The sequence below is a fragment of the Nonomuraea sp. NPDC050786 genome, assembly GCF_040654115.1.
Taxonomy (GTDB): domain Bacteria; phylum Actinomycetota; class Actinomycetes; order Streptosporangiales; family Streptosporangiaceae; genus Nonomuraea.
Genome location: NZ_JBFAHJ010000029.1, coordinates 142,468 through 163,904, shown reverse-complemented (window position 1 = coordinate 163,904; position 21,437 = coordinate 142,468). Strand labels below are relative to the sequence as shown.

Genomic DNA, 21,437 nt, shown 5'->3' with positions numbered 1-21,437 from the left:
CCGAGCAGCCAGTCGAAAGACTCGGTCTGCAGGGCCAGAAGGTCAGGAACTTCGAGGGGCTCCTGGATGCGCGCGAAAGAGACGCGACGGGGACCGGCGGGTACGGCGGAGGCGTTGCGCGAGGCTGTCAACAGATGTCCTTCCGGGCAGCACGGATGGAATCGAACTGCGCGCACGCCAAACGCCCCGGCGGAAACCCGGGGCGTGGAAAGGCAGCGCGGACGAGCAGCATAACGCAAATGAGAAAGCAATGTCCACACTTATTATGAGTGTCAACCTCGCTGCCAAGGCCACTATTTCACGCCCGCAGCGCATTCGTCAATATCGATGCGGGCGCGGCGGCCGAGAATGGCCAGCAGGCCGCCCATGACCACTCCGAGCGCCGCCAGGGAGAGCCGGTCGGCGACGGTCTCCCCGTTGGCGATCACCCCGAACACCGTGTGCGCCACCAGCGCGCCGCTCGCCAGGGCGAGGCTGTGCCGGTCGCCCCACGCCCGCCCCCTCGTCCACCGGCCGAGCAGCCACCCTGCCGCCACCGCCAGGACCGCCGCCGCCACCATCGGCACCGGCACCCAGCCGCCCCGCGTGAAGGCCGGGTGCTCGGCACCGCCGAACGGGAAGAGCAGCGCCAGATAACCGAACACCACCACCCCGCCGAACCCGCCGACGAGCACCGGCCGGGGCGGCGGTCCCACGGCCACCGGCGGCGGGCCGGGGCGCCGCGGGTTGAGGCGCAGCGCGATCACGGCGAGCAGCGCGACCGCCAGCAGGCAGCCGATCACGACCGCCGGAGGCGCCTGGTAGCCGGGGTCGATGACGGCCGTCACCGTCAACCGCAGCAGCACGGCCCCCAGCACGAACACCACCCCGGCCGCCACCAGTCCCGCCCGTCCCAGGTACGGCTGCCGGCGCAGCCCGGGAAAGACCAGGTCCAGCAGCAGGATCGGCAGGGCCACGCTGAAGACGGCGTGGTAGGGGAGGTTCAGCTCGGTGTACGCGCTGTTCAGGCCGAGGACCCTGGGCGCCCACCCGGCCACGCCGTAGAGGGTCGGGCTGGTGAGCGCCTGCAGCGCCAGGCCCTCCTCGACGATCCCGTACGCGACCCCGAGCAGCAGGATCGCACCCCAGCCCCGCCCTGAACGGCGCACCAGCTCGCGCACCAGCACCGCGCCCGCGCCGTAGATCGGCACCCACAGGAGCAGCAGGTACGCCTGGCGGAGGGGCGGGTTGCCCAGCGTGAACTCGGCGACGACCGGGGTGACCACGGCCAGCAGAAGTGCGGCCCACCGGCCGCGTGCCTTGGATGAGACCATGCGCCCACACTCCCCGAGGAGAGAGGACGTCCGCTGCTGCCGGAAGGCCGATCCGTGGCCACTTCGGTCGCCTTCCGGTAGTGACTTCGGTTGCCTGCCGAAGGCCGGGGGCGGGGGCTACGATCTGCGGTTGTGTTCGGGGCCCGCGTGCAGGACGTGCGACCCGGCTGGATGCGGTCGTGGCGCGACTGGACGGCCGGCACCGCCAACTTCGTGCTGGCCCTCGCCGGGGCCGCCGCGGTCATCTGGGGAGACCTGGCTCCGGGCGTGCCCGGCTGGTACCTGGCGGTCGACGTGGCGGGCGGGGTCCTGGCCTGCGCCGGGCTGTGGTTGTGCCGCAGGTGGCCGGTCGCCGCGGGGCTGGCCGTCGTCGCGCTGTCCGTGCCGGCCGCCGCGGCGTCGGTGGCGGCGGGGATCGCCACGCTCATCGCGGCGGTCTACCGGCGCCCGCCGGCCGCCGCCGCGGTGGGGGCGGCGTGGGTGGCCGCGACGCTGGTCAGGTTCGCGCTGCGGCCGCCCGGCCTGGCCCCGTACGCGGTGTGGGCGCTGGTCGGGGTGCTGATCGGCGGGGCGCTCACCGGCTGGGGCATGCTGGCGCGGACCCGGCGGGAGCTGATGCTGTCGCTGGCGGAACGGGCCCGCCGCGCCGAGGCCGAGCAGCGGCTGCGCGCGGAGGAGGCGCGCCGCGCCGAACGGCTCGGCCTCGCCCGCGACATGCACGACGTGCTCGCGCACCGGCTCTCGCTGCTGGCGGTGCACGCCGGGGCGCTGGAGTTCAACGCGGGAGCGACGCCGGGCGAGGTCGCCGAGGCGGCCGGGGTCATCCGGTCGAACGCCCACCAGGCCCTGGAGGAGCTGCGCACGGTCATCTCCGTGCTGCGCGACGGCTCCTCGTCCGAGCCCGCCGGACCGGACCGGGGGCTGGGGCCGCTGGTCGAGGAGTCGCGGCGGGCGGGGATGCGGGTCGAGCTGCACGACCATGGCGTACGGCTCGCCGGCCTGCCGGAGGCGACGCGGCGTACCGCGTACCGGGTGGTGCAGGAAGGGCTCACCAACGCCCGCAAGCACGCGCCCGGCGCGCCCGTCACGGTGCTCCTGTCGGGCACGGCAGGCGGCGAGCTGGCGATCGAGGTGCGCAACCCACTCGGAGCGGCGGGGGGACTCGGTTCCACGGGACTCGGTTCGACGGGAGCCGGGGCGGGGCTGGCCGGGCTGGAGGAACGGGTCTCGCTCGTGGGCGGGCGTCTGGAGCGGGGGCGCACCGGCGACGGATTCCGGCTGCTGGCGCGGCTACCATGGCCCGGTGAGTGAGGCCGCCCCGATCCGGGTGCTGATCGTCGACGACGACGCGCTCGTCCGTGCCGGGCTGACGCTGATGCTCAAGGGCGCGCCCGACCTGCTCGTGGTGGGCGCCGTGGCCGACGGCGGCGAGGTCGAGGCCGCGGTCGGCGAGCACGCCCCCGACGTGGTGCTGATGGACATCCGGATGGCCGGCGTCGACGGCATCGACGCGACCGGCCGGCTGCGGAGCCGCCCAGGCGCGCCTGAGGTCATCATCCTGACCACGTTCGACGCCGACGAGCACGTGTTCAGGGCCCTGCGGGCGGGGGCGAGCGGGTTCCTGCTGAAGGACACGCCGCCCGAGGGGATCGTGGAGGCCGTCAAGCGGGTCGTGGCCGGCGAGCCCATCCTGTCGCCGAGCGTCACCCGGAGGTTGATCGCTCACCTGGTCCCCGAGGAGGAGAGCCGGCGGCAGGCCGACGCCCGGCGCCTGCTGGGCACGCTCAGCGAGCGTGAGCGAGAGGTGGCGCTGGCCGTCGGCCAGGGCAAGCCGAACGCGGTCATCGCGCGCGAGCTGCACATGAGCGTCGGCACGGTGAAGGGCTACATCTCGCGCATCCTCACCAAGGCCGGCCTGGACAACCGCGTCCAGCTCGCCCTCGCCGTCCACGACGCGTCGGGCCGTTAGCCGCCGGCCCTCGGATGCACCCGGCAGTTGGTGTGCAGGTACTGCGCGGCTCCGTTCTCGAAGTCGTAGATCGCGACGGTCTGGGTGTCCTCGAGCGGATCGTCCGAGGGCATCAAGAAGTGCGTCTCGCTGACCGGCAGCAGCTCGTACGTGGTGCGTTCTGGCCTGCCGAGCATGCGTGCCTGCATGGGATCCACCGCCAGGGTCAGCCAGAGCCTCCCGCCGTCGGCCTGCACTTCGTATCGGGCTCCGGGTCGCTCGTAAGCGCCTTCGTACGCGGACAGGTCGAGCTTCAGCGCCGGATCGGGTTCCGGCAGGTCCGGGATCGTGACCGCGCCGAGCTCGGCCAGGATCTCGTTCAACGCCTTCCTGGAGAAGCTCTCCCGCGGTCCTCCGTTGGTCAGCAGGGTGATGGCGATGCCGGAATCCGGCAGGATCCGCAGGCGGGCGTTCTGGCCGATGGTGCTGCCGTCGTGCGCGTAGACGGTCTCGCCGTGCCAGTCGCACACGATGAGGCCGAGTGCCCATTCAGCCCCGAACATGTACGGGTCGGGCACGGGAACCCGAGAATGCGTCATCTCGCGTACGGCCTCGGCGGAGACGATCCGCGTCCCGTTCGACGCCTTCCCCCCGTCGAGGAAGACGTGCGCCATCGCGAGCACGTCCCGGACCGTCGAGGTGACGTTTCCGCCAGGGCCGAAGGAGCGCGGCAGGTAGGCCAGCGGTGAGACGAAGGGCCCCTCGTCGAGGGAGCGGATCAGGTGGCCTGTCGCCGCCCGATCCTGGTCGACGTGCTCGGGCCGGCTGCTCGTGCCGGTCAGTCCCAGAGGGCCGAAGAGACGGTCCTTCATGATGTCGTCCCACCCCTTGCCGTCGATCACCTCCATGATGCGGGCGACGATCGCGTAGCCCAGGGCCGCGCTGTAACCATGGGTGTGACCCAGAGGATGGACCTGGGGTGCGCCCGCGATGTTCTGGAGGATGCGCTCGTAGACGTCGTCGTCCTCGCCGGGGTCGCCGTACGCCTCCTCGATGCCGTTGGTGTGGTTCAGGAGGTGGCGGGGCGTGACTTCGGCGCTGACCTGGGGGTCGGCGACCCGGAACCCGGGGAGGTACTTCCGCACCGGCTCGTCGAGGCCGGCCTTCCCCTCGTCGACGAGTTGCATGAAGGCGAGTGCCGTCCACGTCTTGGTCATGGAGCCGCACTGGTAGATGGTGTCGGTCGTCGCGGGCTCCCGCGTGGAGACGTTCCTGATGCCGACGGCGAAGTCGGTGACCTCTCCGTCGCGCAGAACGCCGACCGCGGCACTCGGGATCCCGTATTCGGCCAGGAGCTCGGAGAGCCGAGCTCGAATGCGCGTCACCTCCATGATCGCCTACTTCGGCAGGCCGACCGCGTTGGCGGCGTCGGCTTGGAAGTACTCCGTCGTGGCGAAGGAGCCCGCGTGGCCCTCGAAGAAGTCCCTGACCCCGTCGACCGAGTCGTGCACGATGACGTTCACCGCCCTGGTCCCGTCGGTGCTCGCCACCGCCAGGATCCACCTCGCCCCCTTGGGCAGCCGACCGTGCGCCTGCTTCAGGGAACCCCAGAACCGGTCTTCGTCAGAGATCGTGGAAACCGCCATGACGTGCATCCGCATGTCCTCCTTCAATGCCTTTCAGAACGGGGAAAGGCTACGTTGCATTTTAAAAGTCGTCAACAAAAGAACCGCTACCTACTAGGTATTTTCGGCTATCGTTGCACCAGCAATGCCGGTAAATGCAATCCGCCGTTGCAATGTCCTGTCGGTTAACGCCACACTGGACCGGAATCCCGTCGACAGCAGGAGGAGAGGCACCGATGCCCGGAGGCAGGCTGACCCATGAGGACCGCCTGCGGATCGCGACCTGGCTGGCCGAGAGCCTGGGGTACGCCGAGATCGCCAGACGGCTGGGCAGGCCGACCTCCACGATCAGCCGTGAGGTGGCACGCAACGGCGGCCCCGGCGCCTACCTGGCCGACCGCGCCCAGCAGGCGGCCGGGCGGCGCGCCCGCCGGCGGGGGCCGGTCCAGGTCGCGGAGCCGCCGGCCGACGAGGTGGTGCGCGGCTTCGTGGACCGGTTCGCGACCCTGCTGTCCGCGACCGGGCTTCCCCGGATGCCCGCCCGGGTGTTCGTCTGCCTGCTCACCTCCGACGCCGGCAGCCTGACGGCCGCCGAGCTGGGCCGCAGGCTTCAGGTCAGCCCGGCGTCGGTGTCCAAGGCCGTCGGCTACCTCGAAGGGATGGAGCTGGTCGGGCGCGGGCCGGATCCGGGCGGGCGCCGCGAGCGCTATTTCATCGACGACGACGTCTGGCTCCGGGCGTGGCAGGCCGACACCGGGGCGCACGCCGACCTCGCGGAGGCCGCGCGGCACGGCATCGAGATCTTCGGCGCCGCCACGCCCGCCGGGACCCGGCTGGGCCAGATGGCTCAGTTCTTCGCCCGCATCAGCGACCTGATGGGCGGCAGCCGCCTCACCGACGCCGTCGTGGGCGACGCGCTGACGATGATCGCGGCGCTGCTGCACGCCGCTCGGCCGCTCACCCCGGACCAGCTCGCCACGGCACTGGACTGGCCCCGCGAGCGCGCCGTCGACGCCCTGGACGTGATCGAACAGCGTCCGGTCATCGCCGACCCCTTCGCCCTGCACCGCACCGGGCACGGCACGTACGCCGTCACCACAAGGCCGGACCGCCTGAGCCCGGCGCAGCGCGAGGCCCTCCGCGCCCGCTGACCCCTTCCCGGCTTTCCCCAGCTCTTCACCTGCTCGGCGATCAGAGGCTCGACGCACGTCATCCGCCCGTGATCGAATACCGCGGCCAGCAAGCGAGAGCAAGTGAAGGTACACATGAAGCAGAGCAGCCTCCGGCGCTGGGCCATGGTCTCGGCGGCCACGGCTATTTCGGCGATCACGGTCCTGCCGGCCGGCGCGGCCCAGGCCGCGCGGTTACCCGTGGACGTCCAGCTCCTGTCCATCACCGACTTCCACGGCTACCTGACCCCGCAGAACGACGCCGCGAACGGCACCGTGAAGGACGCCGCGGGCAAGAGCATCGTGGTGGGCGGCGCTCCGTACATCGCCACGCACCTGAAGAACCTCCGACAGGGCCACGCGAACTCGATCACCTTCACCACCGGCGACGACTTCAGCGGCTGGCCCACCGAGGTGGCCTTCCACGAGGACGAGCCGACCGTCGAGTTCCTCAACGCGATCGGCGTGGAGTTCACCGCGGTGGGCAACCATGAGCTCGACCGGCCGCTCGAGTTCCTGCGCGACCACATGGGCAAGGGCCGCTGCTCCGGCGAGGTGGACGTGGACAGCTGCTTCACCGACTCCACCGGCCGCCGCTTCCGCGGCGCGGACTACCCGATCTCCTCCGCCAACATCACCCCGAAGGGCTCCACCAAGCCGATCTTCCAGCCGTACGTCATCAAGCACGCGAAGGCGGCAGGCGGCAAGGACGTCCGGATCGGCTTCATCAACCTGACCACCCCGACCACCGTCACCGGTTCGACGTCCTACCAGCCGGCGCTGGAGAACCTGCCGCTGGTGGAGACCGCGAACAGGTACGCGGCCGAGCTGAAGCGCCAGGGCGTCGAGGCCATCGTGGTCAACATGCACGAGGGCGGGACCGCGGGAGACGTCTACGACCGCTGCAGCAGCAACCCCTCGGGCCCTGCCTTCGACTTCGCCAGGCAGGCCTCCCCCGACATCGACGCGATCATCACCGGCCACTGGCACGCGCTGTTCAACTGCGTGATCCCGGACCCGGCGGGCAACCCCCGGCCGGTGGTGGAGGCGGCCAACCACGGGCGCCTGATCAACGAGATCAACCTGAAGATCGACCCGCGCACGGGAGACGTCATCCGCTCCGCCACCACCTCGGTGAACCACCCGGTCACCCGGGACGTCACCCCGGACCCGGCGGCGGCGCGGCTCGTCGACTACTGGAAGGCCAGGGGCGCGCAGACGTACGCCCGTCCGGTCGGCAAGATCAGCGGTGACATCACCCGGACCCGCGCCGCCGACGGCGAGAGCACGCTCGGCAACCTCGTCGCCGACGTGGAGTACGCCGACGCCGTGCGCACCTCGGGCGGGCCCGTCGACCTGGCGCTGGTGGCGACGGCGCCGCTGAAGGGCTCCAACAGCCTGCGCGGCGATCTGCGCTTCGCCAAGGGGAGCAACGCCGCGGACGCGGACGGGACCGTCCTGTTCGGAGAGTCCTGGGCCACGTTCGGCTACGCGAACCCCGTGCTCACCGTCTCCCTCACCGGGCAGCAGCTCGAACAGGCGCTGGAGCAGCAGTGGCAGGCGCAGGCCGACGGCACGGTGCGGTTCAGCCCGCTGGCCGTCTCGTCCGGCGTCCGCTACTCCTATGACGCCTCGCGGCCGGTGGGTGACCGGGTGGACCCCGCGAACGTGCTGATCGGCGGTGCCCCGCTGGACACGGGGCGGACCTACCGGGTGGCCGCTCTGGCGTACACGCTGATCGGAGCGGACGGGTTCGGCGCGCTGAGCGGCTTCACCGACCCGGTGCGGTGCTCGCGCGACTACGACGCCTTCCGCGCCTACTTCCAGGCCGCCGAGACGGTCGCGCCTCCCGCGCTCGACCGGGTGACCGCGACGGCACCCTGAGGGCCGTCCACCATGGCGCGCCGCACGAGGCGATCCCGATGGGCGAAAATTCACCATACTTTCGGACTCTTTGTCTTGGTCCGGCCTGGCGTGAGCAGTGATCATTGCGGTGTCCGTCGCACCCCACATGGAGGCTTCGTGCACAATCCGCAACGCCCCGGACCGTCCTGGACGGTAAGACTCACCGTCGTCCTCGCCGCCCTCGTCTCCGTCATCGGCCTGGTCGGCATCGCCCCGGCCGGGGCCTCGGTCTACAACTCCTGCACCATCTCGCGGTGCGCCGACGCGCGCTCGGCAAGCTCGATCTGGTCCTCCAAGGGCTATCCCACCTCGAGCGGCTGGTACTCGTGGCCGGACGGCAGGTACAACTACACCGGCGGGCGCTTCTACAACCGCGAGGGGCAGCTCCCCAGCGGCGCCACCTACTATGAGTACGACGTCTACTCCCGGGCGCGGGGCGCCGCGCGTGACGCGTACCGGATCGTCGTCAACCGCGGCACCGGCGCGGTGTGGTTCTCGCCCAACCACTACACCGACTTCTACCGGCTCTAGGACTCCCATGACCTCTGCCGAACGCCCACTGCCGCGCTGGCTGACGGTGTCCGCCGGCCCGGCGCCGGCGGTGGTCGACGGGCGGGCCTGCCGGACCCGCGCCGCCTTCTTCGAGGAGGTGGCGCGGGCACTGCGCCTGCCCGGCTACTTCGGCCGCAACTGGGACGCGCTCACCGACTCCCTGCGCGACACCGGCGCCGCCGCCCTGTTCGTGGAGCACGCCGAGGAGCTGCTCGGCGCCGAACCTCCCGAGCAGTTCGCCCTGTTCCTGGCGGTCCTCGCCGACGCCGCCGAGGGCGGGCTGACCGTGACGCTCTGCACCGACCCCGCCCACGAGGCCCTGCTCCGGCAGCGCGCCGCAGACGCGCTGACCTGAGCCGCGGAAAGGGGCCCGCGTCACCCGAAAGATGTACGCGATCTCCTCAGTCCGCAGGAAGCACCGCGACCGTGCCCTTCACTAGCGTTTCCGGAGGTTCCGCACGCTAGGAAGGGAGTCCCCATGGCCTCTGCCCGCAAGACGCTGATCACCGGTTCCGCCACCTTCGTGGTGGGGCTGGCGCTGTGGCTGTTCGGGCTCGACGAGGAGATCTTCATCTTCACGCCGTCGAAGATCGGGGTGGTCCTCATGGTCCTCGGCGGGCTGGAGGCCCTGTACGGGGTCTACAAGAGCGTGCGCGGCGACGACCCGGCGTAGGCGGCGCTCCTGCGGCGCAGGTGGTACGCGACGGTGGCGGTGGCCAGGGCGGCGCCCCAGACGGGCCAGAAGCACTCCGGGAGCCAGGCGCCCCATTCGTCCAGGGCGAAGCGGCCGGCGATCGTCCACCGGATGTATGTCAGCCCGGCCACGGTGACGATGATCGAGACGAACCCGGCCGGGATGACCGCCAGCAGCGGCGGCACCCGCCTGCCGCGCAGGCCGGGGATCCACCGGGGGAAGATCTCGCCCCACGGCTGCGCCAGGCCGAGGGTGAGCAGGCCGCCGAGCGCGCCCAACGTGGCCAGGTAGGCCCCGGCCAGCCACAGACCGCCCTCGCCTTCGGCGAGGAACTCCCGGCTCACCCCGAGCGGGATGCCCAGCGCCCAGGCCCACCGGGTCAGGCAGTACACCAGCGGCACCACGGCCGCCACGTACGCGGCCCCGCGCCCCCGCGCCGGGGTGAACCAGTGGGACCGGCCCCGGCCGTAGGCCAGCGCCGCCGCGGCCAGCAGCAGGCCGCCGAGCACGCAGAGGAGCTGGTTGAGCACGGGCCACGGCCAGGCGTCGGCGAACGTGGCCCCGCCCAGGCTCCAGCCGAAGACCGGCGCGACCAGCAGCAGCGGCGTGTAGGCGACACCCATCATGAGCCGGGAGTCGGGGATCACCAGGACCAGGAGCGCGGCGATCGGCCAGGCCGCGAGGAGCGGAGCCCGGCCGCCGCCCCGGCGGGTCAGCACCAGCGCCGTCACCATGGTGAGCAGCGCCCAGGCGGCGATCCACCAGCCGAAGCGCGGCGTCGTCCCGGCCAGGACGGACAGCGCCCCGTCAGGATCGGGGTCCGAGCCGCCCCAGGGGTATCCGGGCATCCCGAGCGCCCACGCCACGCCGAGCACCCCGTAGGCCAGCGCCCACACCGCCGCCGCGCGACCGGCCCAGGACGAAGTAAGAGTTTCCATGTGCTCAGCGTCGCGGCCCGCCCCCTTCCGGCGTGAGATGCCGTTCGGCACCCTCTGCCCTCGGTGAACGTGCCGTTCGGCACCCCGTGGACGCCCGCGCGCGGGCCTATCCTCGGTGCGGTGAGCTCGATGTGGGTGGCCGCCTCCGTGCCGGCGCTGGTTCCCGTCGCGGCGGTGGCGACCGTGCTGTCGCGCCGGCGGCTCAGGTCACGGCTGCCCGCGCTGGTCTGGCCGGCCGCCGCCGTCTCCCTGGCCGTCACGCTGGCCTGCGTGTTCGGGGCGATCGAGCCCGCGCCGGAGGCCGGCGTGCTCTGGATGGTCGAGAGCCTGGCGCTCATGGCGCTGACCGGCCTGGCCGTCCGGTACGCGCCGCCCCGGCAGGCCGCCGCGGCGGCGCCGGCCGCGGGACTGGCCGCGTCCGTGTGGCTGCTGCGCTCCTTCACCCCCGCGTCGCCGCTGGAAGGAGTGGGTGTCTGCGCGTTCTGGGGCCTGGGCGCGCTCCTTGCCGCCGCCGTCGGCGGCTACCTGCGCCACGCCGAAGTACGGGAGACCCGCGCGGTGGCCGACGCCCGCACCGCCCTGCGGCTGCGGCTGGCCAGGGACCTGCACGACTTCGTCGCCCACGACATCAGCGAGATGGTGGCACACGCCCAGGCGGGCACGGTCACGGGCGATCCGCTGAGCGCGCTCGAACGCGTCGAGGCGGCGGGCCAGCGGGCCCTGTCGATGCTGGACCGCACCCTGGACATGCTCCACCACGACCGGCCCCTGTCACCCGCGGGCGACCTGAGCGGCATCCGCGAGGCCGCCGAACGCTTCTCCGCCGCGGGCGCCGCCCGGGTCAGCCTGCGCCTGGATCCGGTCGTGGCGGTTCCCCCGGAGCTCGGGGCGCTGGCGTACCGGATCGTGGTCGAGGGACTGACCAACGTACGGCGGCACGCTCCCCAGGCCACCAGGGTGGACCTCGCCGTCACCGCCGGACCCGGCACGCTCGAGATCACCATGGCCAACGACGGCGTGACAGGGGCGCGCGGCGGGCGGCCCAGTAGACGGCCCAGTAGACGGCCCGGTAGACGCCACAGCGGGACCGGCCTGGCGGGGCTGGCGGCGCTCGTCCAGGAGCAGGGCGGCGACCTGGTCGCGGAGGGCGTACGGGACGGGTGGTCGCTGGCCGCCCGCCTGCCGCTGGCACAATCGCCGGGGTGGCCATCCGCATCCTCATCGCCGACGACCAGGAAGGCATCCGCGCCGCCTTCCGGCTGATCCTCGATGCCCAGCCCGACATGACCGTCGTGGCGGAGGCCGCCGACGGCCGGTCCGCGATCGACACCGCCAGGGCGATCAAGCCCGACGTCGTGCTCGCCGACATCCGCATGCCCGGGGCCGACGGCATCGAGGTGGCCCGCGCGCTGGCCGGCACGGGCATCCACGTGGTGATCGTCACCACGTTCGGGCTCGACGAGTACGTACACGCGGCGCTGCGGCACGGCGCCTCCGGTTTCGTGCTCAAGCGCTCCGGCCCCACGCTGCTGGTCGAGGCCGTCCGGGCCGCGATGGACGGCGACCTGCTCATCAGCCCCCAGCTCACCGTCCGGCTGCTGCGCGAGCGCGGCCTGCCGCACGAGCGGCCGGACGTCGTCCTCACCGAGCGCGAGGACGAGATCGTCGCGATGGTCGCCCAGGGCAGGACCAACGCCGAGATCGCCGCGGACCTGTTCCTCTCGCCGGGCACGGTCAAGAACCACATCGCGGCCGTCCAGCGCAAGATCGGCACGAGGAACCGCGTCGGCATCGCCGCCTGGGCCTGGGCCACCGGCAGGGCCGAGCCGTGAGACTCGTGAGCTGTTCGCGGCTTCCGGCGCGAGCGCGAAACGGTCCCGCTCTGGCCTTGTGATCCGTGTAGCATCTGGGACACAGGGGGACGAAACTGCGCGGCGGCGGTGGTCTGACTGCCGTGCGGAACGGCGTGAGACTACAGGTCTGGCCATCTTCGCCGTCACTCACCACGATGAGGCGATCTTGGAACGTTTGGACGAGCAGTCACATGAGGCTGAGGGTCTTGCGCGGATGCTGGAGAAGCTGCTGGACGACTGGTCGGCGCGCTCCGGTGTCGCGGTCGAGGTCTGGGCCCTGCCCAAGGGGGACGTTCCCGGCCTGGCCGCGCGCAACGTGTTCGCCGCGGTGCAGGAGGCGCTGACCGGCATCGAGCGGCACGGCCGCGCCCGGACGGTCTCGATCGCCGTCACGTTGAGCCTGAGCGGCCTGCGCCTCACCGTCAGCGACGACGGACACGGCCTCGCCGACGGTCAGGACGACCGGGAGGTGGCCGTGATGAAGGCGTGCTTCGCCGAGATCGGCGGGGAGCTCACGGTCAACAGGGTGCCCGGCGAGGGCAGCACCGTCACGGGGATCGTCCCGGCCCGCGCGCTCCGGGGCTGACGAGCCGGGCCACGGAGTTCAGCACCAGCTCCACGAACTTGCCGGGGTGCTCCAGGTGCAGGAAGTGCCCGGCCTCCGGCCACACCACGGTCGTGGACCGCGGGTGCCCGGGCAGGCCCGCCTCCCACTTCGCGGCCTCCGGCACATTGTGTACGGCGAGCACCGGGCAGGTCCGTCCGGCCAGGTAGCGCTCGGATGCGCGGCGCACCCCGAAGGCCCCCGGCACGGTGTACATCCCGGCGTAGCACTCGGCCAGCACATGACCGGGTGTGGCCAGCAGCTGTGCCTCGACCGGACCTGGCAGCGGCCCGAGCTGACGGAGCGCCGCGGCCGCACCGTCGGCGCGCAGCGCCGCCAGCCGCCCGGGGATGAGCCGCTCCTCCGCCTCGTCCGCGCCGTACGCGGGGGCGATGACGACCAGCGCGCTGACCAGCTCCGGATGCTCGACCGCCAGCGCGGTGACCACCTGGGCGCCCATGGAGTGCCCGATGGCCACCACCGGCTCGTCCAGCAGCGGCAGCAGGTCACGGGCCAGGTCTGCAGGCCGATATCCGGCCGCCGGGGCCGGCGACCTGCCGTGGCCGCGCAGATCGGGGGCGATCACCCGGCGCGCGCCGAAGTCGAGCGCGTGCCACGCCCGATGGTCACCGCCCCAGCCGTGCACCAGGAGCAGCGGGGGCCCTTCGTGCCCCCGCGTCTCCACGTGCACGTTCACGCTTCGTATCTGATCTGCTCGAACCGCGCCGCGCAGCCCTCGCCCGCCAGGTCCTGCACCCAGAGCCCGACGAACGCGCCGGTGAAGCCGAAGGAGCGCACATGACCGTCGACGAACTCGTCGGCGTGCTCGTCCGACAGGATCGTCGCGTCCAGCTCGGGGCCGTCGTTGAAGCGCACGACCGGCCCGTCGAACTCCACCCGCAGCCTGACCTCGGGTCCCGCCGGGCCGAGCAGGTGCTCGGTGCGGGTGCCCCGGTCGCTGGTGGTCAGCACCAGGCCCTCTGTGGTCAGCGCGAGGTAGTGCCAGTTGCGCGAGTTGTAGTACGCGGTGATGCCCGCCGACTGGTGGACGCTGTCCGGCTCGAACCGCATGACGGCCTCCAGCGAGCACTTCTGCGCCGTGACCCGGCGGGCGACCAGGCTCGGGGTGCGCAGGCCGTACGGAGACTGGCCGCCCTGGACGGTGAAACCGCCGTCGTCGGCGCCCAGCCAGTCGGGTGAGGCGGGCCGCCGCAGCGTGCTCCAGTCCGGCCAGAGCCCGGTCCCGTCCTCGGCCGCCGGCCACGGATGGGCGGGCAGCGCGGGCGGGAGCACGTCGACGGCGGGCACGCCGCCCGCCACGCGCGGCCAGCCGTCCTCCCAGACCACGCGCTGCAGCGCGGTCTCACGACCGAGCACGCACCTGCGATTGTGGTACGGCCGGGCCACGAGGTGGGCGACATACCACTCCCCCGTCTGCGTCTGCACCAGGCAGCCGTGACCAGCCTTCTGCAGCTCCAGGCTCGGGTCGTGCCGCGAGGTGAGCATCGGCCCGGCCGGGTCCTCCTCGTACGGCCCGGACAGCGAGCGGGAGCGCAGCACCGAGACCCGGTGCTCGTAGCCGGTGCCGCCCTCGGCCGCCATCAGGTAGTACCAGCCGTCGATCCGGTAGATGTGCGGGCCCTCGCTGATGGTGCGGTTGGGCAGGATCAGCTCGGGCTTGCCGCCGTCGAGAGCCTGCAGCTCGATCCCGGCGAACCCGCGTCCCGGCCGGGAGTCGAAGACCATGTTGAGCAGCCAGCTCCGGCCGTCCTCGTGGTAGAGGGCGGCGTCGAAGCCGCGGCCGGGCAGCCGCACCGGGTCGGACCACGGCCCTTCGATCGACGGGGCGGTGATGAGGTAGTTGGCGATGTCCTTGTACCCGAGCGCGTAGTTGTCCATCACGCCGTAGACGAGGTGGAACAGCCCGTCGTGGTAGGTCAGGTCGGGCGCCCAGACGCCACCCGAGTCGGGCACGCCGGACAGGTCGAGCAGCCTGCGCTCGGTCAGGATGCCGCCCAGCGGCCGCCAGTTCACCAGGTCGCGGGAGTGGTGGACGCGCACGCCCGGGTACCACTCGAAGGTCGAGGTGGCCAGGTAGTAGTCCTCCCCCACCCGCACGATCGACGGGTCCGGGTGGAAACCGGGCAGTACGGGATTGCGGATCATGCGATCTCCACGCTCTTTCCAGCTGGCAGCTCAACTTCTCGGCGCAGGCCCGAGGCACGGTGGATCACGGTGACGGTCTGGGCGACCGGTGAGGTGAGCCTGGCGCGTACGCCGTCACCCCAGGTCAGCTCCTCGACCGTCACCTGGCCCCGGCAGCGGACCCCGGTGACGCGGCCCCGCGCGAGCGCCGACGGCAGCGCGGGCAGCAGCTCGACGACGCCAGGCCGCGAATACACCAGCAGCTCCAGGAAGACGCCCGGCAGGCTGATGGCCGCGTCGGCGTTGTAGATGTCCCGGCCGGGGTTGTGGGAGCTCATCAACGAGTCGAAGAACATCTCGTTGTCCAGAATTTTCCGGACATTGGCCCAGGCCAGCTCCCCGTCCTTCAGCCGCGCCGCCGCCAGCGCCCGATGCAGGCTCCCGTGCGCCGACAGGTTCTCGTCGCCCCTGAGCAGGAGGGCCACGCGGGCGGCCTCGGCCAGCTCGGGCGTGTCGTCGGGGTTGATCTCGTGCAGCGGCCAGACCGGGTACAGGTGGCTGACGTGCCGATGATCCTCGTACGGCGCCACGTCCGCGATCCACTCGGCCAGCGCGCCCCTGCCGTCGATCTTGTACGGCGCGAGCCGCCCGCTCACCGGGGAGTCGCCGAGCGCGTGCCTGGCCGCCGCGACGTCCATGGTGGCGTTGACGCAGGCGAACGGCCCGCCACCCGGCCCCGCCTCGGGCGAGAACGACGGCACCACGCTCCCGTCCGTACCGGCGAGGAAGTCCTCCCAGAACAGGCGGCTCTCCGCCAGCCACCCCTCCAGCTCGGGGACCGGCTCGCCGGTGGTCTCGGCATGCTCCACCAGCGGGTACAGCAGCCAGTCCGCCCCGGCCAGCCACATGGTCCACGGCCAGTCGGCGTTCAGGTGGAACAGGTGGCCGTTCTCCCCGTCCGTGCGGCTCGGCGCGAGGATGCCCCTGGCGCCGTAGATCTCTCTGGCGTTGGTGCGCCAGTGGTCGATCTGGCCCCGGATGAGGTTCGCGTACCCGTCGATCAGCTCCGGCAGCGCGCCGATGTTGACGCCCGACATCTGGAGGTTGAGGTTGGCGTCGGTGGTGAAGTCGCCCGACCAGGCCGCTCCCCACGCCCCCAGCCAGAGGCCGGTCAGCCGGGGCGGGAGGATGCCGCTCGAGCTCAGCAGGAGGTAGCGGCCCGCGTGGAAGATCCGCTCCACCAGCGCGGCGCCGGCCAGCTCGCCGACCGGTCTGGCGCGCTCGTCCGGGGTCGCGCCCAGGTCGAGGGTGACGCGCTCGTACAGCGGGCGGTGCCGGGCGACGTGCCTGCGCAGCAGGCCGTCGTATCTGAGCTCGGCCAGCTCGCCCAGGCCGGCGGCGGGAAGCGGCTCGGCCGGGCTTTCGTCGTGCCGGGCCACCGTGGTCAGCAGCAGCACCTCGGCCGCGCCCGTCACCGTCACGGTGTCACCCTCGACGGCGATGCTCCCGCCGCGCGGCTTGACGAGGGTGAGCCCCTCGAAGCCTGCGGCGCCCCGGCCCTCGGGCGGGTAGGAGCCGCGGATCCGCAGGAAGACCTGGCCGTCCTGCTCACCGGCCGCCGTCTCGTAGCGGACCGTGTCCGGCCTGCCGGGCAGGTCGCCGGTCAGGCGGAGGGTGACGTCACCGGCGAGGCGCTGGACGACGACGGCGTCGGCCCGCGACACGAAAGCCCGATGCGACAAGACCGGGTGCGACAAGTCCGAGTGCGACTCCGTGGTGACCTCGCCGGTGGCGAAGTCGGTGGTACGGCGGTACTCCCCGCTCGGCGCGGGCTCTCCGCTCGGCGCGGGCTCTCCGCTCGGCGCGGGCTCTCCGCTCGGCGCAGGCTCTCCGCTCGGCGCGGGCCGGGAGATCACCAGCTCCCAGCCGGGGTGGAACGGCTGGGTCCACTCCAGGCTCCGGCCGTCGGCCGCCAGCGCCTGAGCCTCGGCCGGCCGTCCGGCCAGCAGCAGGGAGCGGATCTCGGGCAGCAGGTGCGCGATGGCGGGCGGGCGGCGGTCGCGGGTGCCGTTGGGCAGCACGAACCGGTGGTGGTTGACCACCACCCGCTCCTCCCGCGGGCCGCCGTACACCATGATCCCGACCTCGCCGTTGCCTGACAGGAAGGCGTTTTCCCAGGTGAGCGCGGGCGACAGGTCGAGCAGGGAGTGCATCAGTCCTCCAGGTAGAGCACCACAGTGCTGAGCGGTCCCACCTCGATCGGGCGGCCGAGGGGGACGCGGCGGCCGGTGACGAGATTACGGGCGTGGCCGGAGCCGGTCACACGCAGGGTGCGCGAACGGTCCTCCGAGGTGTTCATCCCGATGAGGTACCGGCCGTACGAGCAGCGGTAGAACTGCGCCTTGCCGACGAAGAGCTTCTCGACGCCGGGGAAGTCCACGCCGAGCGCCGGGTCGGGCACGTCGGCGGGGTGCGGGCCGACCTTGAGCACCTCGCCGGCGAAGGCCTGGTGCAGTTCGGGGCCGGGAGGCGGGAAGCCGCCGGGCGGGATGTGCGAGGCGGCGGGGTCGTTGATGGCGAAGGAGAAGCAGACCCAGTCGGCCTCGGTCCAGGTGTCGCCGGTGGGCGTGACCTGGCACTGCTGCCGGATGGTGGCGACCCGGTGGGTGTCCGGGGTGATGTGGTGGACGCGGGCCAGGTTGTTGACGGCCTGGCGAGCGCGCCAGTAGAGGGAGGCGTAGAGGATCTCCTTGCCGTTCTTGATGGCGACGACGCCATTCTCCTCGTCGGAGAAGACGAAGCCGGGGGCGTCCCAGTCCATGGGGAAGCGCGTGCCGGCCGGGGGAAGCGCCTGGAAGGCGGGCCAGTCGCGCTGGACGAGGCGCAGGGCGTTGAGCCCGACGCGGGGCCAGGTGTTGGTGAGCAGCAGGCCGAGGTGGCCGAAGAGCTGGTTGTCGGCGACCATGCGCTGGGCGTGCCCGGCGATCGAGGGGTCGCCGAGTACGGCGGCGGCCATGACGGGGTGGCCGTCCCAGGCCAGGCGCTGGGCGTAGACGACGTCGCCGGGATAGTGGTCGTCGCGCCAGCCGACGGCGGCCTCCATGCGCATGGTCCGGTAGCCGTCGTTGTCGACCTCGGGGTAGCGGAAGACGGCCCGCGCGTTGATCATCTTGATCAGCTGCGCCTTCAGCTCCGGGTCCTCGACGCCGTCGAAGCGGGTGACGGCCTCGTAGAGCAGGATGAGCCAGTCGGTCACCTCGCCGTAGTTGCCGACGTACCCCAGCTCCCTGGTCAGCCCCTTCTTGGTGACCTGGTAGAAGTGCTCACCGAGGATCCTGCTGGGGGTGCCGGAGGCGTCCTCGTGGCCGAGGAACGGCTTCAGGCCGACGGCCTGGTGGATGTAGTCGCGGGCCTTCTCCTCGGTGAGCGGCGCCTTGCCCGGATTTATCAGCATCAGGCCGCGGTTGCAGCGGTAGATGCCCAGCGCACAGATCTGCACCTGGTTGCTGTAGTGCGGCATGTGCTGACGCCAGTACGAGATGGACTCGGTCAGCATCCTGGTGTAGGCGTCCCGCCGTACCGGGAGGTCGCCCTGGTCCGGCGGGGTGGCCCCGTCCAGCGGCGTGACCTCGACGTCGTCGAACCAGGCGGTGCCGCCGCCCTCCACCCGGACGTCGAGCCGGAGCTCGACCGCGGTGGGCGGGGTGGTCAGCTCGGCGGTGATCCGGGTCCAGTCCTGGGTGCCGGTGGGGGCGTAGACCTTGTTGTCAGTCCCGACGATCTTCCCGGCGGCGTCGTAGAAGAGCACGTCGAGGTACGCGCCGGGGGCCGCGACCTCCTCGGTTCTGACCCAGACGCCGTAGCGGTGCCTGCCCTGGCCGATGAGGGTGCGGTTCTGGGCGGTGTTCCAGCCTGCGGCGGCGCCGGCGGCGGCGGTGACCTTGACCGAGCGGGAGCCGCCGCGCTTGACCGTGTCGTCCCAGAGCCAGGTGGCCGTGCCGCGCCAGACCGCGGTGTTCCAGGAGGCGGGGGCCGTGCCGCCGCGCTCGAAGCCCGGGTTGGGCGCGCCCACGGCCCGCCCGCCGACCGGGCGTTCCAGCCGGTCGCCCAGGACGTCACGGAGCAGCAGCAGCGCCATGCCGACCTTGCCGAAACCCTCCCACTGCTGGTCGGAGGCGGTCAGCACGGCGGGGTCGGCGAGCCACCTGGTGTAGCGGGCGTCGATGGCGGCCAGCACCTGGTCGATCGCGTCGGGGTTGTGGTACGCGGGGCTCTCGGGCCAGTGATAGCCCTCGGCCAGCCCCTGGAAGGCCCAGGGGTCGAGCGCGGCGGGATTGCCGTTCAGCCAGTTGCGGTGCTCGGTCAGCACCCTCGCCTTGATCCGCTCCAGCACCTCGGGTCCCGGCGCCGGCCGGGCGGGCGCGTCGGGCACGGGACCCTGGAGGTCGTCGCCGGGGAAGTACGGCTCGGCATGGGTGTAGATCCGGTAGAAGGGGCGGCCGGGCTTGTCCATCGAGCGGTAGAACTCGGCGGCGTTCTGCCCGTAACCCCAGATCCGGCCCATCGACCTGATCTCCAGCGTGACCTGCTCGCGGTCGCGCGTCATCGCCTCGGGCAGCGGCAGCGTGTGGAAGTGGAAGCGGCCCGGCGAGTGGGCCTCCAGGCTGAGGATGTCCAGCGGGTCGACCGCGCCCAGGTGGTAGTGGCCGACCTGCCTGCCCTCGCAGAAGAGCTGCAGCCGGGACTGGTCGGCCTCGCTCGCCGCATGGTCGTCGCCCCAGAGCTTGATCGTGACGTACGTGGTGCCGCGCGGCACGCACCTGACCGTGAAGGAGATCGTGCCGCCCCACACCCCGGCGGGCTCCTGCGGGTTGAGCACGCGGGCCGGCCGGCCGAGCCCGCCCGTCACGACCTCCGACCGGTCGGCGGTCACCGCGTGGGCGGCCTCGGAGGCCTCGTCACCGAAGACCACCACGTCGAGCGGCTTCTCACGGGGTGACGTGGTGGCCGCGGCCTCGCCGTTCCATAACCACGCGGCGGCGGCCAGGGCTCCGGAGGACGCCAGCACGGCCCTCCGGCTCATGGGCTGCGTCATGGTCACTGGCCCTTCAGGTAGGCGTCGGCCTGCTTGGCCATCTCCGCCTGCACCTTGGCCAGGCCCGCCCGGTCCAGCGCCTTCTTCAGCTTGTCCAGCCCCTGGTCGACATCCACCGCGCCGATGAACAGCGGGTTGGCGAACTGCGTCATGGCGGCGGTGACCTGGGTGTTCTCCCGCTTGATCGGCTCGGGGTCGGGGACGAAGCTGGCGTAGGGGTCGATGGTGAAGTTGTCGAGGTCCTGTGCCCAGTCGAACCACTTGGTCTCGGACTCGGTCATGCCCTTGACCCGGCGCTCCAGCTTGGCCCGCCAGGCGAGGGCGAAGCCGGGGAAGGTGTAGGTGGACACCTTCTCGTACTGGTCGTCGCCGATCGGGTTCCAGTCCTTACCGGTGATGCCGTAGTTGAGCAGGTCGTGGTTCTCCTTGATCGACGCCCAGTCCTGCAGCTGCATGGCCTTCTCGTTGCTCTGGCCCTTGGCGTTGAGCACGACGAAGTTGTCGCTCTGGAAGGTCTGGTACGGCTTGGCGCTCTCGCCGCCCTTGAGCGGCATCACGTTCGCGATCATCGCCCCGGGCACGTTCTTGGTCAGCTCAGGCAGGGCCGCGGAGGACAGGCCGTCGGTCATGGCCCAGACGGTGGCGACGCGGCCGGCCTTGTACTGGGAGTCCAGCGCCTTCGAGTCCAGGGTGAGGCCGTTCTTGTTGAACAGCCCGTCCTGGTAGTACTTGCGGACCAGGCGCAGGGCGTCCACCATGCCCGGGGCCTCCCAGAACGGGATGGGGTTGGATGAGCCGGTCTGCTTGCCGTCGGCGGCCAGGACGAAGTTGAGCGAGTCGCCGGTGAAGGAGGCGACGCTCATGGTGGGGTTGTCCCACATGTAGGGGTTGAGCCAGCCGACCGGGTTCCAGGCCACCAGCAGCTTGGGCATCCGGGAGCTGATCCCGATCGGGATGATGTCCTTGTTCTTCTGCTTGACGTCGTACCAGAACTTCTCCAGGCCGGCGAAGTCCGTGATGTCACTCATGCCGAGCTTCTCCGCCAGGTCCTGGCGGATGGTGAAGTGATGGAAGCGGGCGGCCGAGTTGATCTGGGGCACGCCGTAGAGCTTGCCGCTCCACCGGTTCAACTCGATGATCTTCGGATCGATCGTGGCGGCCAGGTTGGGGTACTTGCCGCTGGACAGCAGGCTGCTCAGCTCGACGATTGAGCCGCTGGCCGCGAGCTGGGTCATGTTGAGCCAGCGCGCCTGCAGTGCGGTGTCGAACTTCTCCCCCGCGGTGAACTTCAGCAATGCCTGCTGGCCGTAGCTGCTCCACGGGATGAACTGTGGCTTGATCGTGAAGCCCAGGTCGGCCTGGAGCTTCTTGTTGACCTCGGCCAGGACGGCGTCCCAGCCGGCCGGCGCGTCGCCGGGGAGCAGCAGGCTCAGCGTGAGGGCGCCGCCGCTCTGGGCGCCGGTGGTCTGCGGCTTCTGGGAGTCGTCCGAGCAGGCGGCGAGGAGGGCGGCGAGGGAGAGGCCGCCGCCGGTGGCCAGCAGGCGGCGCCGCGACATGAGGTGGTGGGACACGGTAACTCCTGAGGTGGGGGGAGCG

Annotated in this window: 19 protein-coding genes; 10 read left to right on the top strand and 9 right to left on the bottom strand. The window is 71.8% G+C overall.

The window, feature by feature from the left end; translation table 11 throughout:
- Positions 1-293 precede the first annotated feature (293 nt).
- On the bottom strand, positions 294-1,313 hold the full coding sequence (locus AB0H84_RS39795; RefSeq protein ID WP_357616687.1) for a hypothetical protein: 1,020 nt from the start codon (positions 1,311-1,313) through the stop codon (positions 294-296).
- A gap of 132 nt (positions 1,314-1,445) precedes the next feature.
- Here AB0H84_RS39795 and AB0H84_RS39790 point away from each other — a divergent pair, with 132 nt between their 5' ends.
- Positions 1,446-2,624, top strand: a complete 1,179-nt coding sequence (locus tag AB0H84_RS39790; protein ID WP_357616685.1) for a histidine kinase — start codon at positions 1,446-1,448, stop codon at positions 2,622-2,624.
- Entirely contained in the window at positions 2,617-3,282 is a 666-nt protein-coding gene (locus AB0H84_RS39785) for a response regulator transcription factor (protein WP_357616683.1), read from the top strand. Before AB0H84_RS39790 ends, AB0H84_RS39785 begins: the two co-directional genes overlap by 8 nt.
- Here the strand turns inward: AB0H84_RS39785 and AB0H84_RS39780 are convergent.
- Positions 3,279-4,652 (bottom strand): serine hydrolase, encoded by a 1,374-nt coding sequence (locus AB0H84_RS39780; RefSeq protein WP_357616681.1) that lies wholly within the window; start codon positions 4,650-4,652, stop codon positions 3,279-3,281. The two genes, AB0H84_RS39785 and AB0H84_RS39780, sit on opposite strands and share 4 nt — an antisense overlap.
- 6 nt (positions 4,653-4,658) lie before the next feature.
- Positions 4,659-4,922: a hypothetical protein gene (locus AB0H84_RS39775; protein ID WP_357616680.1), complete on the bottom strand. Its 264-nt coding sequence runs from the start codon at positions 4,920-4,922 to the stop codon at positions 4,659-4,661.
- 200 nt (positions 4,923-5,122) lie between these two features.
- On the opposite strand from AB0H84_RS39775, the gene AB0H84_RS39770 reads away from it, so the two are divergent.
- The 5 genes from AB0H84_RS39770 to AB0H84_RS39750 all read left to right on the top strand — a co-directional run bounded on the left by AB0H84_RS39770 (position 5,123) and on the right by AB0H84_RS39750 (position 9,185).
- Positions 5,123-6,037, top strand: coding sequence for a helix-turn-helix domain-containing protein (locus AB0H84_RS39770; protein WP_357616678.1), 915 nt, complete (start codon positions 5,123-5,125; stop codon positions 6,035-6,037).
- 114 nt (positions 6,038-6,151) lie between these two features.
- Positions 6,152-7,939 carry a bifunctional metallophosphatase/5'-nucleotidase gene (locus tag AB0H84_RS39765; RefSeq protein WP_357616675.1) on the top strand — a complete coding sequence of 596 codons (1,788 nt, stop codon included), beginning with the start codon at positions 6,152-6,154 and terminating at the stop codon, positions 7,937-7,939.
- A gap of 138 nt (positions 7,940-8,077) precedes the next feature.
- Complete coding sequence (locus AB0H84_RS39760) at positions 8,078-8,491, top strand: ribonuclease domain-containing protein (protein WP_357616673.1); 414 nt, start codon at positions 8,078-8,080, stop codon at positions 8,489-8,491.
- 7 nt (positions 8,492-8,498) lie between these two features.
- Positions 8,499-8,867, top strand: coding sequence for a barstar family protein (locus AB0H84_RS39755; protein ID WP_357616670.1), 369 nt, complete (start codon positions 8,499-8,501; stop codon positions 8,865-8,867).
- Positions 8,868-8,990: 123 nt separating this feature from the next.
- Positions 8,991-9,185 (top strand): DUF5708 family protein, encoded by a 195-nt coding sequence (locus tag AB0H84_RS39750; protein WP_357616667.1) that lies wholly within the window; start codon positions 8,991-8,993, stop codon positions 9,183-9,185.
- On the opposite strand, the gene AB0H84_RS39745 is transcribed toward AB0H84_RS39750, so the two are convergent.
- Complete coding sequence (locus tag AB0H84_RS39745; RefSeq protein WP_357616664.1) at positions 9,152-10,144, bottom strand: hypothetical protein; 993 nt, start codon at positions 10,142-10,144, stop codon at positions 9,152-9,154. The two genes, AB0H84_RS39750 and AB0H84_RS39745, sit on opposite strands and share 34 nt — an antisense overlap.
- Positions 10,145-10,273: 129 nt before the next feature.
- Here AB0H84_RS39745 and AB0H84_RS39740 point away from each other — a divergent pair, with 129 nt between their 5' ends.
- The 3 genes from AB0H84_RS39740 (at position 10,274) to AB0H84_RS39730 (ending at position 12,583) form a co-directional block, all read left to right on the top strand.
- Positions 10,274-11,407 carry a histidine kinase gene (locus AB0H84_RS39740; RefSeq protein WP_357616689.1) on the top strand — a complete coding sequence of 378 codons (1,134 nt, stop codon included), beginning with the start codon at positions 10,274-10,276 and terminating at the stop codon, positions 11,405-11,407.
- Entirely contained in the window at positions 11,347-11,976 is a 630-nt protein-coding gene (locus AB0H84_RS39735) for a response regulator transcription factor (RefSeq protein WP_357616661.1), read from the top strand. Before AB0H84_RS39740 ends, AB0H84_RS39735 begins: the two co-directional genes overlap by 61 nt.
- A gap of 235 nt (positions 11,977-12,211) precedes the next feature.
- Entirely contained in the window at positions 12,212-12,583 is a 372-nt protein-coding gene (locus AB0H84_RS39730) for a hypothetical protein (RefSeq protein ID WP_357616658.1), read from the top strand.
- Here AB0H84_RS39730 and AB0H84_RS39725 read toward each other — a convergent pair.
- From AB0H84_RS39725 to AB0H84_RS39705, 5 genes are read right to left on the bottom strand one after another with little or no spacing between them, the layout of a single operon-like run.
- Positions 12,546-13,298 (bottom strand): alpha/beta hydrolase, encoded by a 753-nt coding sequence (locus AB0H84_RS39725; protein ID WP_357616655.1) that lies wholly within the window; start codon positions 13,296-13,298, stop codon positions 12,546-12,548. The genes AB0H84_RS39730 and AB0H84_RS39725 overlap by 38 nt on opposite strands.
- Positions 13,295-14,767 (bottom strand): glycoside hydrolase family 43 protein, encoded by a 1,473-nt coding sequence (locus AB0H84_RS39720; protein ID WP_357616652.1) that lies wholly within the window; start codon positions 14,765-14,767, stop codon positions 13,295-13,297. Before AB0H84_RS39720 ends, AB0H84_RS39725 begins: the two co-directional genes overlap by 4 nt.
- On the bottom strand, positions 14,764-16,959 hold the full coding sequence (locus AB0H84_RS39715; protein WP_357616649.1) for a glycoside hydrolase N-terminal domain-containing protein: 2,196 nt from the start codon (positions 16,957-16,959) through the stop codon (positions 14,764-14,766). The genes AB0H84_RS39720 and AB0H84_RS39715 overlap by 4 nt, the downstream gene beginning before the upstream one ends.
- Complete coding sequence (locus AB0H84_RS39710) at positions 16,959-19,841, bottom strand: hypothetical protein (RefSeq protein ID WP_357616646.1); 2,883 nt, start codon at positions 19,839-19,841, stop codon at positions 16,959-16,961. The genes AB0H84_RS39715 and AB0H84_RS39710 overlap by 1 nt, the downstream gene beginning before the upstream one ends.
- Before the next feature lie 2 nt (positions 19,842-19,843).
- On the bottom strand, positions 19,844-21,412 hold the full coding sequence (locus tag AB0H84_RS39705) for a DUF3502 domain-containing protein (RefSeq protein ID WP_357616643.1): 1,569 nt from the start codon (positions 21,410-21,412) through the stop codon (positions 19,844-19,846).
- Positions 21,413-21,437 lie beyond the last annotated feature (25 nt).